We start from the raw sequence: 17,988 nt of genomic DNA, 5'->3' as shown, positions 1-17,988 counted from the left end.
ATCCCTTGGTATGCTATATACAAAATACTGATAAAACCAACATCGATGACCAGGAAGAGTAAACATATGCAGGAAGCTGCAGCGAGCCAATGACAGTGAGAGTTTGGCGCCGTCCGGTATGTTGAATGGGCCTGGGAGATACAGCCTGAGCCGCATTGGCGGGGTAGGAGCTGTCGGGGTTCTTCCGCCGTTATCAGGAAGCGGGTATCGGATGGTTCATCCTGTACTTAGATAAGCCGGGCCATGATTTGTCATGGCCAACGAGGGTGGCACCGCGGGTTATTCCCCGTCCCTTTGATCATGTTGAGGCATGGTTAAAGAGACGGGGTTTTTATATTTTATTAGTGCCTAATATTTTAGAATTGCGGATAAGCCGCCATCTGCGTTGTCGCTTCTGCGGGCTTCATTCAGCGTACCACCCCTTTTATGTTTTGTGCCTAATATTTTAGAATTACAGATAAGCCGCCATCTGCGTTGTTGCCCTCTCCGGGCGGTCCGCTTACGTACGTCCCCTGTACGCCGCGCGGACCGTCCTCGAGTGCGCCTAGCAGCTGACGACTTCTCTGCAATTCCGGCAGTTCATTATTTAAAATTGCGAGGAGGAGTTAGAGTGGAAAACAAGCAATCAGAAATGGTAACCATCACAACAGGTCAGGAGGGGCGGTTCCGGTGGGCCGCGGTATCGGCGATGCTGCTGGCCATTGGGGCAATTCTCAGGCTGGTTAGCCCGAGCATTGCCGGGGTTTCGCCTAATTGGATTATTGCTATGTATTGTCTGGCCATTGTGCTGTTCCGGCCATCTATCGGGCGGGCTATGAGCATCGGGCTGGTGGCGGGAGCACTGTGCTTAGCTACATCCAAATCAGTTTTTCCTTATGGCAACCTGATCAGTGAACCTGTTGGCGCTTTCGTGTGCGCCCTTATCGTTGGCCTGCCGTTTAGCATGAAAGTGGGGCGTATGGATTTGCGGCCGGCGGTTGGCGCTCTATGTGGAACACTGGCCAGCGGCCTGACGTTTATAACACTGGCCAAACTCATTCTTGGACTACCGCTTACGGTATATCTCTATGGTATGCTGCCGGTCGTATTGACCGTGGCGGCAGCCAACACCGTCATTGCTCAGGCGCTCTATTATCCGGTGACCGCGCTATTAGGAGGGCTGCCTGGTAAATCTAAGGAAGAGGGGATTAGTAAATGACAATTTGGAATAAAGAGATAGAAACAATGCCTGTGGCAGCCATGCGGGAGCTACAGCTTGGCCGGTTGCAGGAGCTTGTGGCCAGGGTGTACCGCAATGTTCCGTTTTACCGGGCAAAAATGGAAGCTGTGGATGTAAAGCCGGCAGATATCAAGTCGCTTGCTGATATTACAAAACTACCCCTGATGACCAAGCAAGACATGCGGGATAATTACCCTTACGGTCTACTCGCCGTTCCCCTTAAACAAATTGCCAGATTTCACTCATCAAGCGGCACTACCGGACGGCCTACCGCTGTGGCCTATACGAAAAACGATTTAGATATGTGGGCAGAGTCGTTAGCCAGAACGCTGGTAGCCGGTGGGCTGGAGCCCGAGTCAGTTTTTCAGGTTGCTGTTAACTATGGTATGTTTACCGGTGGTTTGGGTATGCATTATGCCGCGGAGAAAGCAGGCGCCGCTATCGTACCGGCTTCGTCGGGTAATCCAGTGCGGCAGGCCATGTTGATGCAGGACTTTGGTGTTACGGCGATCGTTGTTACGCCGTCCTATGCGTTGCATTTGGCTGAGGCAATGCAGGCAAAGGGGATCGACCCGCGCAGCCTGTCGCTAAAATCGATATTTTGTGGTGCTGAAGCCTGGTCAGACGGTATGCGGCTGGAGATTGAAAAAGCGTTTGGCGTTAACACCTATGATGTATATGGTTTAAGTGAAATCATTGGTCCAGGCGTAGCAACCGATTGCCGCTTACAGGAGGGTCTCCATTTGCATGAAGATCTGTTTTATCCGGAAATCATTGATCCAGTGACTGGCGAAACACTCCCTGACGGGCAGGTAGGGGAGTTGGTGATTACCACGTTAACTAAAGAAGGTATGCCCATGCTGCGTTACCGCACCCGTGACCTTACAGCCATCGAGCGCAAGCCGTGTGCGTGTGGCCGAACCGGAGTGACGATGAAACGGGTTACCGGGCGCAGTGATGATATGCTGATCATTCGCGGTGTTAACGTTTTCCCGTCCCAGCTTGAGAGTGTTCTGCTGGAAATGGGGGCTACTGCCCCGCACTATCAGTTGATAATTGAGCGGAAAAACAATTTAGATGAACTGACCGTTCTCGTAGAACCTACTGAAGCGGGTTATGTAGAATTAGGTGAGGCTGGCTTGAGTAACCTGGAAAAGACAATCCAGAACCAATTAAAGGCAGTGTTAAACATTAAGGCCAACGTCCGGATGGTGCCACCGCGTACCATTGAACGCAGTGAAGGTAAAGCCAAACGAGTTGTAGATAATAGAAAATTGGTATAAGGAAAGGTCTGTTCTGAGTTTTTTTGGTCAGAACAGACCTTTTGTTGTGTGGGGTCAGGCATTGCGTTTTTGCGTTATGCTCACTTGGTGTTAATTGGCGTTGGCTAAATACTCCTGATTAACGAGACGTTTGATAAAAATATGTTTGGTTGCGGCAAGATCAATGATTGTGCCGGTATCGGTTTTAATTACTGGCTGGTCAAGTTTATTGGCATTAAAGAAAATTACCTGGCCTGTGCGCTCGTCGCTTAAGAGTACAGGCGAATTTATTAGGCAGTCGCGGACGTGGCCGATAAATGGCTGACAGACGCCTTGGTCAAGTTTACCGAACATTTCTTTGGACATTGACTCTAAAACAGGGAATGGATTAGCGTGTTCGCCGGTATAGGCCTGCTGGTGAAAGAAATCGGCAACAGCAATGATTCTGGCATAGGGGTGGATTTTATCCCCGACGGAGCCTAAGGGACAACCACTGCCGTCCATACATTCATGATGCTGTAAGATGCTCAGCAGGACTTCCTGCGGCATGGACGGTACATGCTGGAGAAGTTTGGCGCCGTTTATGACATGCGAATGGGGGTGATCGTCAGCCTCTTTAGCAATTACCAGTTTTCCTACGTCATGCAGGAGACCGGCCAGAATCAACACATGTATCTGTTCGTCGGCCAAATTAAGTTTGCGCCCGATGATGCTGCTGATAAAGGCTACCATAACCGAGTGGCGGGCCACTTTGTCGGCCAGATTGTAGTCGCTTACCAAGAGATAGTCCATGATAGCCGGGCCTGTAGAAAGTACAGTAGAGTAGATGCTAAAGGAGGTATCCTTAAGTTCCTGTACCGGAATCTGATTCTTGTTTCGGATGAAATCAAAAGACTGGGTGGCCGTTGTTACCACGCTGTCATACTCTTTAAAGAAGGTGATGAACTCTTCCGTCACACTGCCCTGATCGGCAACTGCAGCAGGCTGTTCCTGAGTGCTTTCAGATGTAGGAGTAGTACTTTCGTCGACGACAACGATTTTGTTGACATCCCACATGAGCAACAATGAAATGGTGCGGGGGGTGATAACCACATCTTTCCCCAATAGGGTTTTGCCGCTGGCCGACAGGACTGGTTCGCCGATAACCATGCCGGAAACCAACTCTTTGACGGCGATCATCCTGGTTGACACACTACCAGCTCCCTTTAATATAAGTAAAAAAACCATACAATTGGCAATATAAGTATAAAGTTGATTTTTGTGGAATGCAATCAGCCTAAAGTCATGGTGGTTTAGTGCAAAAGTCCTAGAAAAAAATCCCCGGCGTATGCGGGGATTGTAGTAGAACTGATTTAAAGGTGCTTATATAGTGGGTGTCTATGAAAGGACTTTAATAGTTATTTTTCCAGCGTTAGTGCTTAGCTTAACCTTGCTGCCCTCAGGTACTTCACCCTTAATAATCATCTTGCTTAGTTCGGTTTCAACCAGGCGGCTAATTAAGCGTTTTAGGGGCCTTGCACCGAATTGCGGATCATAGCCTTCTCTGGACAACAGTTCCAGGGCGCTATCCTCCCAGGACAAGCTGATATTGAGCTGCTTTTGTAGGCGTTTATTGAGGGTTTCCAGCATAATGGCGGCGATGAAACCCACCTGCGCGGCGGTAAGGGCGTTAAACACAATGATATCGTCAATGCGGTTCAAGAACTCAGGACGGAAATTGTGTTTCAGTAGTTCCAGCACGCGTTCTTTGGCGGCGGTAAACTCATTGTTCAGAATCTCGTGAGAACCGATATTGGAAGTCATGATGATAACGGTATTTTTGAAATCAACGGTACGGCCTTTGCTGTCTGTAAGACGGCCATCGTCCAGGATCTGCAGCAGGACATTGAATACATCATGGTGGGCCTTTTCTACTTCGTCCAGCAGGAGGACACTATAGGGGCGCCGGCGGACAGCTTCAGTCAGTTGGCCGCCCTCGTCATAGCCGACATAACCAGGCGGGGCACCGATAAGGCGGGCAACAGCATGTTTCTCCATATATTCACTCATGTCCAGGCGGATCATGCTGCGCTCATCGTCAAACAGTACTTCAGCTAAGGTTTTGGCTAATTCGGTTTTGCCAACGCCGGTTGGACCCAGGAAGATAAAAGATCCAATCGGGCGGTTAGGGTCCTTGATACCGGCCCGGGCCCGGATGATCGCCTCACTGATGGCTGTCACGGCAGCATCTTGGCCTACGACCCGGTGGTGGAGGATGGCCTCAAGGTTGACCAATTTTTCCCGCTCGCCGGTCATGAGCTTGGTTACCGGTACACCAGTCCAGCGGCTGACCACCTTGGCAATGTCATCTTCATCGACTTCTTCTTTGAGCATGGTTTTATGAGAACGGTTGTGAGTCAGTTGTTCTTCTTCAGTTTTGAGTTTCTTCTCAAGTTCAGGCAATCGGCCATATTTGAGTTCAGCCAGCCGGTTTAAATCATAAGCCCGCTCGGCTGCTTCCATCTGAGTGCGGACAGTTTCAATTTCTTCTTTTAGGTCGCGCAGACGGATAATGGCCTGTTTTTCTAATTGCCACTGGGCCTTTAAGGCGTCTGCTTGTTCCTTGAGTCCAGCCAGTTCCAGGCCGATACGGCCGAGTTTATCTTTTGATGAGGGATCAGTTTCTTTTTTGAGCGCCTGTTCCTCGATTTCAAGCTGCATAATACGGCGGAGCGCCTCATCCAGTTCGGTGGGCATCGAATCGATTTCCGTACGGAGTTTGGCAGCAGCCTCATCGATTAGGTCGATGGCCTTGTCAGGCAAAAACCGGTCAGAGATATACCGGTCAGACAGAACCGCAGCAGCGACAAGCGCCGCATCTTTTATTTTTACGCCATGATGTACCTCATAGCGTTCTCTCAAGCCGCGTAGAATGGAAATGGTATCTTCGGCACTTGGCTGGTCTACCATGACAGGCTGGAAGCGGCGTTCTAGTGCAGCATCTTTTTCAATATGCTTACGGTATTCATTCAGCGTGGTTGCGCCAATACACCTGAGTTCGCCTCTGGCTAGCATTGGTTTTAGGATATTTCCGGCGTCCATGGCGCCTTCGGCAGCCCCGGCACCGACAACCGTGTGCAATTCGTCAATAAACAGTATGATCTTGCCCTCGGATTTGGAGATTTCACCTAATACTGTCTTCAAGCGTTCTTCAAACTCGCCGCGGTATTTAGCGCCGGCGAGCATAGCTCCCAAATCAAGCGAATACACAGCCTTATTTTTCAGGGTTTCAGGAATATCACCAGCGATAATGCGCCGGGCCAATCCCTCAACAATGGCTGTTTTGCCAACACCCGGTTCGCCAATGAGTACCGGATTATTCTTGGTGCGGCGGGAGAGAATTTCGACAACCCGGCGGATTTCCTCGTCCCGGCCGATCACCGGGTCAAGTTTGCCCTGGCGGGCCAGTTCAGTTAGGTCTCGGCCGTATTTTGTAAGCGCCTGCAGGTTTTCGTCAGGGTTATCGGTTGTAATGCTCTGGCCGCGCCGAAACTCGGCAATAACCTCTTGGATACGGTTTTTAGTCAGACCGAAATCGCGGCAGACTTTCACCAAATCGGCATCGCCATCGTCAGTGATCGCCATAAGTAAATGTTCGACACTAATATATTCGTCCCTCATGGCTTTGGCGTGTTTTTCGGCTAAAGCCAACACCCGCACCATGGCGGTATTCATCCGTAAGCCGCTATCCTGGCCGCGTACAGACGGAATGGTTTTTAATAACTGCTCAAGCTTAACGGTGAGCAAACGGACATCAATCGATAACTGGGCCAGGAGATAAGCCATAATGCCCTCTGCCTCTTTGACAAGTGCAAGGGCAAGGTGTTTGGCTGTTAGTTCCTGATGGTAGTGTAAGGCGGCCAATTGTTGCGCTTCCTGTATGGCAGCGGCCGCTTTCTGCGTATATTTTTCGCTGTTCATGATTTATACCTCCTTAGAAAAATTATGTGAGGTTACCTGGAGAGATATGCATTATTAAAGTCTACAGTTAAATATTAGCAGAAAACTGTTCTTAATTGGAGTCGGATTAATGGCAATAACAGGTGATTTTAGGCCTGGTAGGCTGATTTTTTGGCTATTAAATAAAGCGGACGTAGCCGCACTCACCTTTACTGACTTTTTGACCTTAATTGACTTTGTGAAATTACAAAGAAAATTTAATTAATATAGCTGAAGAAACTGACTAAACAAAGATGTGAATTATTGTATAATGGTATCTGGAGACAAAATGCGACATTTCAATTGCACAATATTACGGGAAGCTGGTGCACAATGTTTTGTAAGTTGTCAATTCGGGTATCTATAGCTGTTCTCACCTGCCTGGCCTTGGGTTCAATGCAGCCGGCGCTGGCGCAAGTGTTGACACCTGAGAGTGTCATCATTCAGAAGAAGTTCTCTTTTTACGAACTAGATAGAGAGCATGTTATTGGCGTAAGTGCGCTAATCCTTTTCCTTGTAATGGCAGTGATCTATCTTTTGGTCAATATCAGTCAGCGCCGTAAGACAGAGCGATTGCTGCAGCAGCAGCATGAAGCGATGACAGGCGTTCATGAAGAGCTCGCTGCACAGGAAGAAGAACTGAGGCAAAATTTTAATGAACTCTACCTCAATGAGGAAAAAATCAGGCAAAATGAAGAGATGTATCGCCTTGTTGCCGAGGGCTCTAATGATGGTTTGTGGGATGTTGATTTGAATAGCGGCATAGGAATAATGTCAGACCGCTGTCATGAGATTATTGGTTTTGCTGGTAAGTCTGTAAAGATATTGGAAAGATGGCAAGCCCGTCTCCACCCGGATGATGCTGCTGTATCGATAGCAAAGCTGGAAGAATACCTGCAGGGCAAAACGCCTTATTATTCTTCCGAGTACCGGATAAAAACAGCCTGTGGTGAATACAAATGGGTCTTAGCACGGGGCCGGGCATTATTTGATTATGATGGCAAGGCGGTCCGAATTGCCGGCTCGCTTACCGATATTACCGACAGCAAGCTGAAGGAAACAAGAATCAGGCAAATGGCATACTATGATTCTCTCACTGGTTTGCCGAACCGGACGCTGCTAACGGAAAAGGTTTGTGAGGTCTTAGCCGCAAGCGAGCTTGACGGGACTAAAGGTGCGCTTATTTTTATCGATATTGATAATTTTAAGGTTATTAATGATACATATGGTCATTCCTGGGGCGATAAGCTGCTGATCGAGATCGGCGGCAGGCTATCGTCGCTGGTGGAGGGGTGCGGGGTTGTAGCCAGACTGGGCGGTGATGAGCTTATTGTTTTTTTACACGGTATGGGCGCGCGGACGGTTGTCAGCGATTTTACCGATAGACTAATGAAGGTATTTGAACAGCCTTTTGCCATAAATAATCGTCGTTTTTATGCTACAGCAAGCGCGGGCGTTGCGATGTACCCTGAGGACGGAACAAGCATTGATGAACTTCTCCGAAATGCTGATACGGCCATGTACTCTGCCAAAAGCTCCGGTAGACGTACCTATAAATTCTTTGATCAGACAATGTATGAGGCTGTAGCTGAAAAGACCCGCATGGAGGACAGTTTAAGGCAGGCCCTCGCTAATCAAGAACTGCGGCTGCATTATCAGCCGCAGTATAATATAGCAAACGGCCGGATTGAGAGCTTTGAAGCACTGCTCAGATGGGAAAGTCCTGAGTGCGGCAGAGTGCCGCCGTTTAAGTTTATTCCATTAGCCGAAGAAACCGGTTTGATTGTGGGCATCGGCAAGTGGGTGCTCAAGACAGCCTGCGCGTTTAGCCAGGAGCTTTATGTGAGCAGTCAAACAAGGCTAGGGGCGTCTGTAAATGTGTCAGTTGTCCAGTTAATTCAAGATGATTTTGTTGACATAGTGGCTGGGGTGCTGGCAGAGACCGGGTTGCCTCCTGAGCATCTGGAGATTGAGATTACTGAAAGTGTCTTGATGGAGCGCTTCGAAGATAATGTCCGCAAGTTGGGTGAGTTAAGAAGCATGGGTGTACGGATTGCCCTTGACGACTTTGGCAGCGGCTACTCATCGCTGACTTATTTAAAAAGGCTGCCTATTACCGTTCTCAAAATGGATAAAGCCTTTGTTGACGATATTGCCGTCGGCGGTATTGATGCGGCCATTACCGGTAGTATTATTGATCTGGCGCATCAAATAGGATTGATTGTTGTTGCTGAAGGAGTAGAGACTGAGAGCCAGTTATCATATCTTACACAGGAAAAATGCGATATCATTCAGGGGTATCTGATTAGCCGGCCTCTGCCGCCGGCTGAATTTATAAATAAACTATATGAAATTAATTAAGATTTGCTTTTGGTGGGCTGTTTAACGCTCAACCGCTGGCGTTTGACTTCCACTTATGCTAACAGCACGCCTGTAAATCTGTATTGGAAACTATATAGAAATTGGTTCACAAAGGAGGTTTTGAGGTCTTGAATATGTTTAGAACAGTGCCTAAAGCGGTATTACTTGTGGCAGCTGCCCACATGGTGACTGATTTTTCTCAGGGTGCGCTGTTAGTAGCGTTGCCTTATTTTAAAGCCAAATTTGGCTTGAGTTATACCCAGGTAAGTCTTATTGCCTTAACGCAAAACCTCGCTTCTTCGGTGATACAGCCTTTGTTCGGCTACTTAAGTGACCGCACCCCGCGCCCTTGGCTCATGGCGGCAGGCTGTCTGATTTCTGGGCTGGGTATGCTGGCTTCATTAATGCTGACAAGTTACTGGCTGCTCGTCTTCTCTACTGCGTTAACTGGTCTTGGGATTGCCGCCTTCCATCCGGAAGGTGCTAAAACGGTGAATCGCCTGAGTGGCGAGGCCAAGGGCAAGGGCGTTAGTATGTTTGTGGTAGGGGGGAATGCCGGGTTTGCTGGCGGCTCATTAATCATGGGTGTGCTGTTAGCCACTGGTTCTGATGCAATGTTAGGACTGTATATTATTCCCTGCTTGATAACAGTTTGGCCGCTGTATCGATTGGCCGCGAGCTTACCTTTACCTACAGGTAAACCGGCTCAGCCGTTAGGAAATCTTGTTGGGATGATCTCCTTGCCGTTAATGGCCCTGCTGGGTGTTACTCTGGTCAGGGCCACGGTAAGCGCTAGTATTGGAGCATTTATTCCGCTTTATTATGTATCATACCTACATGGTGATCCTGTTTATGCCAGTTGGTTACTTACCATATTTTTAGCAGGCGGAGCAGCCGGTACGCTTGCTGGCGGCGTGCTAAGTGATAAGTATGGCAGCAAGCGGGTGATGCTTTATTCGATTCTGCCAATTAGTTTACTGTTAGCTCTGTTTAATATAAGTTCAGGGTCTGTGGTTTTTGCCCTGTTGGCAGCTGCCAGCGCTTTACTCTCAGCGGCCTTTGCCGGCTGCCTTGTACTTACTCAGCGCATGATGCCCCGTAATGTTGGGATGGCTTCAGGCCTAACACTTGGTTTTAGCGTCGGTTTAGGCTCAATGGGGGTGCTTGCTTTGGGGCGGGTGGCCGATATCTGGGCGCTGCCGGTGGTATTTGACATTTTGGCTGTCCTGCCGGTACTTGGCTTTATACTGACACTTTTTGTAAAAGAGGGAAAAGAAATTCTAAATAATTAAAATTTCGTGGAATATTTACAAGAAACGACATATAATAAAACAAATTAAATAGTTGTGGCAATGAAGCCTCTGCAAAAATGCAAAGGCTTTTTATTTTCCTACGAGAAAAGGAGGGCACACTATGGCTAACGAGAGCGTTATGACAGCACCGGACTATGTTTGGTTATATCTTATGGGCGAAGCCCAGCAAGCTGGCCATGAAGGCTTTACTGAACAGGCTTGGCAGTATGTTACCGAGTTTAGCCCCGATTATATGTCTGAATAGGTAACCGCAAAAGCTTGCCTTCTAAGGAAAAATATGTTAAAATTCAATTAACTTAATAACTTGGGCTAGGGGGGCTGGATAGGCCAGCTGAGATAAAGATCCTTTGATATCTTTGACCCTTTAACCTGATTCTGGATAATACCAGCGTAGGGAAGCTAATTTGCTGTCATCAGTATCGAGGGCACAAGTATTCCTATACGGATATACTTGTGCCTATTTTTGTCGTGAGGTGAGGATATGAAAAATGTATTAACAATTGCCGGTTCAGATTCTAGCGGCGGCGCCGGCATTCAAGCCGACCTCAAAACGTTCGCTGCTCATGGTGTGTTTGGTATGAGTGTCATTACAGCCATTACTGCGCAAAATACCCAGGGGGTATTTGCTGTGCAGGATGTTACGCCAGAGGTAATTGCCAAACAGATAGACGCTATTTTCGATGATATTGAGGTGGCTGCCGTTAAAATCGGTATGGTGTCCCAAGTTGAAACTATCAAAACGATTGCCGCTAAGTTAAGGGAATATGGGGCTGAAAATATTGTTGTTGACCCGGTTATGGTATCCAAAAGTGGCTATCATCTGTTGAATCCGGCGGCAGAGGTTACGCTTATTGAGGAGCTGCTGCCGCTTGCAGCCATTGTGACCCCCAACATTCCTGAGGCAGAGGTCATCACCGGACAAAAAATTACCACCCTGGCCGACATGGAAGTGGCGGCGCGCGCTATCTTTGCACTAGGCCCTAAGAGTGTGCTGATGAAAGGCGGGCATCTAAACGGCGATTCGACAGATATCTTATTTGATGGAGAAAAGTTTACTTATCTGCCATCACGCCGGATTGCCACAAAAAATACTCATGGTACAGGCTGCACGCTGTCGTCGGCCATTGCCGCCGGCGTAGGCCGGGGCTTACCGGTGGCAGCTGCGGTAACGGCGGCCAAAGAGTACATCACGGTGGCGATTGAACATTCGCTGTCTATCGGTAAGGGAGTAGGGCCTACCCATCATTTTTATAGTTTATACAAGAAGGCAGGGATGTTAGATGACTAGCATAAATTATATGCTGCTGTGGTTTGGCGCGGCAGTATCAATTGCAGAGATTATTACCGGAGGCCTTTTCGCGCCGCTGGGTTTTGCCAAGGGGGCGGCTGCCATAGTGCTTGGCCATCTTGTAGGTACGACAATTTTAGTCTTGGGGGGCATTATTGGCAGTCAGACCAAGCTGCCGGCTATCGTGACGACCAGAATTTCGTTTGGTGTATATGGCTCCTATCTGTTTGCTATCTTAAATATTATGCAGTTAATCGGCTGGACCGCAGTTATGATTGTGGCTGGTGGGAGGTCGGTCAACCAGATTACCAAAATGCTATGGTCGTTTGATCATATGACACTGTGGAGCCTTGTGATCGGCGCACTTATTTTTTTGTGGATAGCCGCCGGTAAAGACGGGTTGAAGAAGCTTAACTCGGCAGCTGTTGTGCTGTTATTTGCTCTTACTGTTATCTTAAGCGGTGTAGTGTTTACTAATAGTGAGCTTTTCACCAAACAGCCGGCAGGCGAGATGACTTTTGGCGGGGCTCTGGAGTTAAGTGTAATTATGCCGCTGTCCTGGCTACCGCTGATTGCCGATTATACGCGTTTTTCCAAAACAACCTCCGGGGGGGCGTGGGGCAGTTGGATCGGCTATTTTGCTGGCAGCTGCTGGATGTACCTAATTGGCCTGGGGGCGGCTATTGTGACTGGCGACTCAGACCCGGCGGGTATGATGCTGGCGGCTAACCTTGGTCTGGCCGCACTGGGGATTGTTATATTGTCGACAGTAACAACAACCTTTCTTGATGCGTATTCTGCCGGGGTGTCCTGCACCAATCTTGTGCCTAAAGCCAGTGAACGTAAAATGGCGCTGGCCATGACTGTTGTTGGAACCGCACTGGCGATTGTCATTAACATTGAGCAGTATGAAAGCTTCTTATATGCCATTGGCTCGGTGTTTGCTCCGTTGTTTGCCATACTCTTGACCGACTATTTTCTCTTAGGCCGTCAGCAGGTTGACACTGGATTGCTGGTCAACTGGGGCGCGGTCCTTGTTTGGATAGTAGGTGTTGTTATGTATTACCAGTTTGTCAATTTGGACTTAGTTGTTGGGGCGACAGTGCCGGTGATGATTATTACAGGTGCTATATATGCGGTATTCGCTCGGTTAATGGCGGGCTGGCGGACTATCCGAGCGGCCAAGGCTGCTGGTTAAGACTATATGTGCCTGCGGGTTAAAGGGCTTTTGTGCCGCTTGTTCGGTTTGGAAAGGGCGGTAGCTTCTGTTTCAGGCTCTTCGGTTGTTTCAAGATCACTTTCGGTGTCGACAGACGGAGGTTTTGCTTGTGGTGAAGCGTTGTGCAGCTTGTTCGGTTTGGAAACAGGGGTAACTTCTGTTTCAAGCTTCTCAGTTGTTTCAAGATCACTTTCGATGTCTACAGGCCTAGGCGTAGCTTGTGGCGGCGCGTCTCGCTTCTCAGGCGGAGGATGTGGCGTAATACCTTCAGGCGGTGGGCCGAAGCAGGAGGTGCCGTTGCAGCGGCGGAACAATGTTTGACGGAGCGCTTCAAGCACTACAATCTGTTCGGCAGTGGCACACTGGTCATCGGCTGATGACGTAATGCAGTTAGTCACAATTTTTACTATATCAATGGGGGCGCATGTAATACTTAAAAGCTCGCTGCTGAATGCTATCTTACAGCATAACAGCTCATTGAGTATGTCAATAAGTGTGCCGGCCCGGTCATAGCGGATAACTGCCCGTTCGAATATTTCAAACGGTACGCCCGGGGTGCGCTGAACTTCTTCGGATGCCCCTACCAGCAGCCGGTATGAAGCGACAAGTGAGGAATAGTTGGGGATAACGGCGTTGATGTCAGCTAAAAGGGTATTGATGAGTGAGATATTATCAGTGGTAGTGCTGGTAGTGGCGCTGGTGCTGGTGCTTTTGCTGCTACTAGTATTGGTGTCAGAGGTAGAACTGGTGCTATCGCAGGTACTAGTGCAAGTATTGGTAATAATGGCCATGGTAACCCCTCTCCTTCACAGACTACTCACCCTCGAATGACACTTATACTATATGGCGTATGTGTTTGAATGGAGAATTATACCGCCATTAACAAAAAATATAATATATGCTAGAAGAAACCGCTGATTTAGTATAGCGGTTTCTTTATTTTTGTATATCATTTTTCGTAATAAATTGATATACTATAAATCTGGTTGGATAGTCAGCCTGATTAATGCAAGACATGGGGACGATGCCCTTGTCTGACGATTGCCTTACAAATTATAGCGAAAGGATGATACCATGCTGTTTGCAAATAATAAGCGATTAGCCATCGGCCTAGCCGTTGTTGTGGCGTTAACTGGTGTTGTCGGCTATCGCATCTATGCTAATATTGCCGGCAATAAAGCCCGGGCCAGCCAAATGACCAAGGTACAAGCCGCTGCCGTTGAGGTTGCGCCGGTTGGCCGGCGGGACATTACGCCTTTGCTAGTGTTTCCTGCTAACTTGGAGCCGGTGTGGAGTGCTGATATCTCGGCAAAAGTTGACGGACGGATAAACGTGCTTTCTGTTAATGAAGGCGATATTATTGAGGCCGGCGCTGTTATCGCCGAGCTTGACACCAGTGAACTGGCTGCTCAAGTGGTACAGGCTGAGGGCAATCTGATGGCCGCTAAGTCCAGCCTGGAGCAGGCACAACTTGATTACTGGCGCTATTCGACGCTAGCTGGTCAGGGCGCTGTATCTGCGCAGATGCTTGACACCGCCCGTACCAAGCGCGACCTTTCCGCAGGTCAGGTCCGGTCTGCGGAAGGCAATGTAATGCTGCTACAGGAAAAGCTAGGTAACGCTACTGTGACTGCACCCAAACATGGTGTAGTAACTAAACGTTTTTTCCAGGCCGGGACCTTCGTCCGGGCTGGTTCCGCCATTGTTACTGTGGCTGATACTACCACACTGCTGGCTAAAGCTACTGTCGGCGAATCACAAATCGATGACTTGACAGTAGGCGCCGTGGTTAAGGTGAAAGTGGATGCCTTAGGCGGTCAGGAGTTTTCCGGTACGGTTACCCGTCTGTCACCGGTAGCATCTACCCCGGCCCGTACTTTTGCTGCCGAAATTACCATCCCTAATGACCAGGGAAGTATTAAGGCTGGCATGTTTGCGAAAGTAGCCGCGCCAGCTAAGGTACACCAGGGTGTGGTGGCCGTTCCTGAAAGTGCATTAGTGCTCAAAGAAGATCAAAAAACAGTATTTGTGGTAACCGCTGATAACAAAGTCCAACAACGGACGCTCAAGTTAGGCTATATGGGCGACGGCTGGGCCGAGGTGCTTGACGGTGTTAGTGCCGGTGAGACCATTGTTGTTGCTGGTCAGAATAAGGTTAAGGATGGTATGTCGATTACGCCGGTACAAGGCGGTGATAAGTAATGAACGCTATTGCCACCTTTATCAGGAGGCCGGTATTTACCGTCATGCTGGTCATGCTGCTGGTGGTATTCGGTCTTAAGGCATACCCATCACTTGGTATTGACCTCAACCCTGATGTTGACTTTCCCATTGTTACAGTATCTGTAAGCTATAGCGGCGCTTCACCAGAAGAGGTGGAAAGCCTGATTACCAAACCAATTGAAGATGCTGTCAGCTCACTGTCTGGGATTAAAAACCTGTCTTCAGTTACTCGTGAGGGCGTATCCCAGGTTGTCATTGAGTTTGAGTTTGGCACAAATCCGAAGCTGGCCGCCAACGAAGTGCGTGAAAAAGTCGCTACTGTTCGTAAACGTCTGCCTGACCAGATTGACGAACCGGTCATTCAACGGTTTGACATTGGCGCACAGGCAGTCGTGTTTATGAGTTTGTCGTCTGACACCAAAAGTCCGGGCGAAATCCGTAAGCTGGCGGTTGATGTTGTCAAAGACGAGTTGCAGCGGATTGACGGCGTGGCCGATGTTAGTGTTTACGGTGCGGCTGGTCGTGAAATTCAGATCCAACTTGACCATAAGAAATTGGAAGCCTACAAGATTACCATGCCGCAGGTGCTGGATGCTGTAAATAGCCAGAATCTTAATGCCCCTGGCGGCCACGTTATCGAAAAAGGCATGGATCTTACAGTCCGTACCTTAGGTAAATATAAAAGCATTGACGATATCAAAAACATTATTGTTGCCAACCAGGATGGGCGCCTGATTAAGCTTAATGATGTCGCTGAAGTTGTTGATGGCTGGGAGGAAGTCCGGACAATTGCCCGGGCCAACGGCGAGCCCAGTGTATTGGTGTCGGTGCAGAAGCAGTCTGGCACTAATACCGTTGACGTTGCCACTAAGGTAAAAAAGGCCATCAACAACCTGCAGACAACATTGCCTTCCGATATTAAGGTGCAGATTACCCGTGACAGCTCAACGTATATCAATGATAGTGTGCATGACGTTATGATGTCGCTGGTCTTCGGCGGTCTCTTGGCTGTTGTTATCACCTTTCTGTTCCTGCAAAATATCCGCGCCACCATCATTGGCGCGATAGCCATCCCGACCTCAGTTGTTGCCACTTTCTTCATGATGAAAACAATGGGCTTTACGCTTAACAACATGTCGCTCATGGGGCTCAGCCTGGCGGTCGGTATCCTGATTGACGATGCCATCGTTGTCATCGAAAACATCTACCGTCATATGGAGCAAGGAAAGCCGGCGCTGGTAGCCGCACGCGATGGTACAAGTGAGATTGCTCTGCCTGTTATGGCGACTACCTTATCGATTCTGGCAGTATTTGTGCCGGTAGGCAGTATGACCGGCATTATCGGTCAATTCTTTAAGCAGTTTGGGTTGACAGTTGCCTTTGCGGTTGCGTTTTCGCTGTTTGTCGCCTTTACCTTAACACCTACCCTGTCGGCGTACTGGCTTAAGTCAGGACATGGAATTGGTGCTTCTTCAGGCCCGGGACGCTGGCTGGAAGCCGGTTTAACCAGATTTGAACAAGCCTTCCAGGCGCTCCAGGCCTGGTATCGCAAGACCTTGACTTGGGCGCTTGAGCGTCCTAAAAAGCTGGTCGCACTGGCGGTATTGTCTCTGTTTATCAATGGCCTGCTGCTGCCGTTTTTAGGAACCGAGTTCCAACCCACCTATGACTCAGGTGAGTTTAGCGTGGTGCTGTCAGCGCCACCTGGCACGTCGCTGGATAAGATGAAGGAGCTGACAATCCCGATTGAGCAGGACGTATTGGGAATTGCCGAATTGGAAAGCTCCTATATCACTATCGGTTCAGGCAACCAGACAAACAAAGCTACTATCGGGGTTCGCCTTAAACCTGCCAGTGAACGCAAGCGCTCGATGAACAAAATTATGGATGAGCTCCGTCTCAAGGTCCAGACTGTCGGCAACCTAAAAATTGCCGTACAGACCGGACAGGGTGTGGGCCGGGGTGATTCGCGCCCGGTGCAGGTAGCCTTGCGCGGCCCTGATCTGAATGTACTGATGCAGAATGCTCAGGTGCTTGTTGAAAAGATTAAATCAATCCCAGGCACGACCGATGTTGACATTTCTACAGAACAGTCGGTGCCTGAGGTGGAAGTGCAGCTTAATCCTACACGAGTCAGTGACGCTGGCTTAGATGCTGCCACGGTCGCGAATACAGTGCAGATGGCCTTTATGGGTTCAACTACCCGTAACCGTTACAACGCTGGTGACAGTGACTACAACATCCGCGTGCAGGTAGCGGCTGAGGGCCGTATGAGCATGGATGATGTGGCTAACCTGCGGATTGCCGGCAAGACCGGCAGCTTTGTCCGGTTAGGTGAGATTGCTGATATCAAGCTATCGGCCGGACCTAACGAGATTAACCGGGAAGCTCGTCAGCGGCAGGTTGTTGTATATTCCAATGCTATCGGCGTATCAGCCGGTGACGTGATCAATAAGGTGACGGAACTGATGCCGAGCCTTAATCTGCCAATTGGTTATTCTTATAAGTTTGTCGGTTCAGCTCAAACCATGCAGGACTCCTTTAAGGAGATCGGCAGTGCGTTGCTTTTAGCCATTGCCCTGATTTACATGGTGCTGGCGGCTGAGTTCGAAAGCTTCATCCATCCGCTCACGATTATGCTATCCCTGCCGTTCTCGTTTATCGGCGCTATTTTGGGCCTCTTAATCGCCGGACAAACCCTCAATATTATGTCACTCATTGGGGTGATTATGCTGATGGGTCTGGTAACTAAGAATGCCATTTTGTTGGTTGACTATACCAACACCCTGCGTGAGCAGGGCCTGGGCATTACCGAGGCTTTAATTGAAGCAGGATCAGTGCGGCTGCGCCCGATTCTCATGACAACAGCCGCTATGATCTTCGGTATGATGCCAATCGCTTTAGGCATTGGTGCCGGTGCCGAACTGCGTCAATCCATGGGTGTGGTACTTGTCGGCGGTCTGATTACTTCGACAATACTAACGCTGGTTATTGTGCCGCTGGTATATCTCTTAATTGACAGAATGAAAACCAAGTGGAGCGGTAATAAGAGAAAAACAGAAGTCTCTGTATAAACTAGAAGCGCCCGCCTACCGGATTTTCGGTAAGCGGGCGCTTTTTAATAA

13 protein-coding genes, 1 riboswitch and 1 other annotated feature are annotated in these 17,988 nt (G+C 49.0%); of the genes, 10 read left to right on the top strand and 3 right to left on the bottom strand.

The genetic code is table 11. The features are described 5' to 3' along the window. Positions 1 to 36: 36 nt before the first annotated feature. Positions 37 to 297: a binding site (T-box leader), on the top strand. 313 nt (positions 298 to 610) lie between these two features. Next, complete coding sequence (locus VN447_RS07175; RefSeq protein ID WP_325524276.1) at positions 611 to 1,198, top strand: tryptophan transporter; 588 nt, start codon at positions 611 to 613, stop codon at positions 1,196 to 1,198. Beyond that, the gene (locus tag VN447_RS07170) at positions 1,195 to 2,502 is read left to right on the top strand and encodes a phenylacetate--CoA ligase (RefSeq protein ID WP_325524274.1); all 1,308 of its coding nucleotides are present in this window, start codon (positions 1,195 to 1,197) and stop codon (positions 2,500 to 2,502) included. The genes VN447_RS07175 and VN447_RS07170 overlap by 4 nt, the downstream gene beginning before the upstream one ends. Before the next feature lie 90 nt (positions 2,503 to 2,592). Here VN447_RS07170 and VN447_RS07165 read toward each other — a convergent pair whose 3' ends face one another. Together VN447_RS07165 and clpB are read right to left on the bottom strand one after the other, a co-directional pair. Next, entirely contained in the window at positions 2,593 to 3,672 is a 1,080-nt protein-coding gene (locus VN447_RS07165; RefSeq protein ID WP_325524272.1) for an HD-GYP domain-containing protein, read from the bottom strand. A gap of 186 nt (positions 3,673 to 3,858) precedes the next feature. Continuing rightward, positions 3,859 to 6,441, bottom strand: a complete 2,583-nt coding sequence (gene clpB, locus VN447_RS07160; RefSeq protein WP_325524270.1) for an ATP-dependent chaperone ClpB — start codon at positions 6,439 to 6,441, stop codon at positions 3,859 to 3,861. A 109-nt stretch (positions 6,442 to 6,550) separates the two neighbouring features. Here clpB and VN447_RS07155 point away from each other — a divergent pair, with 109 nt between their 5' ends. The 6 genes from VN447_RS07155 to cytX all read left to right on the top strand — a co-directional run bounded on the left by VN447_RS07155 (position 6,551) and on the right by cytX (position 12,619). Continuing rightward, the gene (locus VN447_RS07155; protein ID WP_325524268.1) at positions 6,551 to 6,685 is read left to right on the top strand and encodes a hypothetical protein; all 135 of its coding nucleotides are present in this window, start codon (positions 6,551 to 6,553) and stop codon (positions 6,683 to 6,685) included. Between the two features lie 107 nt (positions 6,686 to 6,792). After that, positions 6,793 to 8,820 (top strand): putative bifunctional diguanylate cyclase/phosphodiesterase, encoded by a 2,028-nt coding sequence (locus VN447_RS07150; protein WP_325524266.1) that lies wholly within the window; start codon positions 6,793 to 6,795, stop codon positions 8,818 to 8,820. 134 nt (positions 8,821 to 8,954) lie between these two features. Then, positions 8,955 to 10,112 (top strand): MFS transporter, encoded by a 1,158-nt coding sequence (locus VN447_RS07145; protein ID WP_325524344.1) that lies wholly within the window; start codon positions 8,955 to 8,957, stop codon positions 10,110 to 10,112. A 121-nt stretch (positions 10,113 to 10,233) separates the two neighbouring features. After that, on the top strand, positions 10,234 to 10,377 hold the full coding sequence (locus tag VN447_RS07140) for a hypothetical protein (protein ID WP_325524264.1): 144 nt from the start codon (positions 10,234 to 10,236) through the stop codon (positions 10,375 to 10,377). 57 nt (positions 10,378 to 10,434) lie between these two features. Further along, a riboswitch (TPP riboswitch) is annotated at positions 10,435 to 10,547 on the top strand. Between the two features lie 67 nt (positions 10,548 to 10,614). Further along, positions 10,615 to 11,421: a bifunctional hydroxymethylpyrimidine kinase/phosphomethylpyrimidine kinase gene (thiD, locus tag VN447_RS07135; RefSeq protein ID WP_325524262.1), complete on the top strand. Its 807-nt coding sequence runs from the start codon at positions 10,615 to 10,617 to the stop codon at positions 11,419 to 11,421. Further along, the gene (gene cytX / locus VN447_RS07130; protein WP_325524260.1) at positions 11,414 to 12,619 is read left to right on the top strand and encodes a putative hydroxymethylpyrimidine transporter CytX; all 1,206 of its coding nucleotides are present in this window, start codon (positions 11,414 to 11,416) and stop codon (positions 12,617 to 12,619) included. Before thiD ends, cytX begins: the two co-directional genes overlap by 8 nt. A 2-nt stretch (positions 12,620 to 12,621) precedes the next feature. Here cytX and VN447_RS07125 read toward each other — a convergent pair whose 3' ends face one another. Then, positions 12,622 to 13,431, bottom strand: coding sequence for a hypothetical protein (locus VN447_RS07125; protein WP_325524258.1), 810 nt, complete (start codon positions 13,429 to 13,431; stop codon positions 12,622 to 12,624). 283 nt (positions 13,432 to 13,714) lie between these two features. Here VN447_RS07125 and VN447_RS07120 point away from each other — a divergent pair, with 283 nt between their 5' ends. Both VN447_RS07120 and VN447_RS07115 read left to right on the top strand, forming a co-directional pair. Next, positions 13,715 to 14,842 (top strand): efflux RND transporter periplasmic adaptor subunit, encoded by a 1,128-nt coding sequence (locus tag VN447_RS07120; protein ID WP_325524256.1) that lies wholly within the window; start codon positions 13,715 to 13,717, stop codon positions 14,840 to 14,842. After that, positions 14,842 to 17,937 (top strand): efflux RND transporter permease subunit, encoded by a 3,096-nt coding sequence (locus VN447_RS07115; protein ID WP_325524255.1) that lies wholly within the window; start codon positions 14,842 to 14,844, stop codon positions 17,935 to 17,937. The genes VN447_RS07120 and VN447_RS07115 overlap by 1 nt, the downstream gene beginning before the upstream one ends. Positions 17,938 to 17,988: the final 51 nt, after the last annotated feature.

This window comes from Sporomusa sp., from assembly GCF_035561155.1.
In the GTDB taxonomy this organism is placed as follows: Bacteria; Bacillota; Negativicutes; order Sporomusales; family Sporomusaceae; genus Sporomusa.
This window is presented reverse-complemented; position numbering and strand designations above follow the sequence as displayed.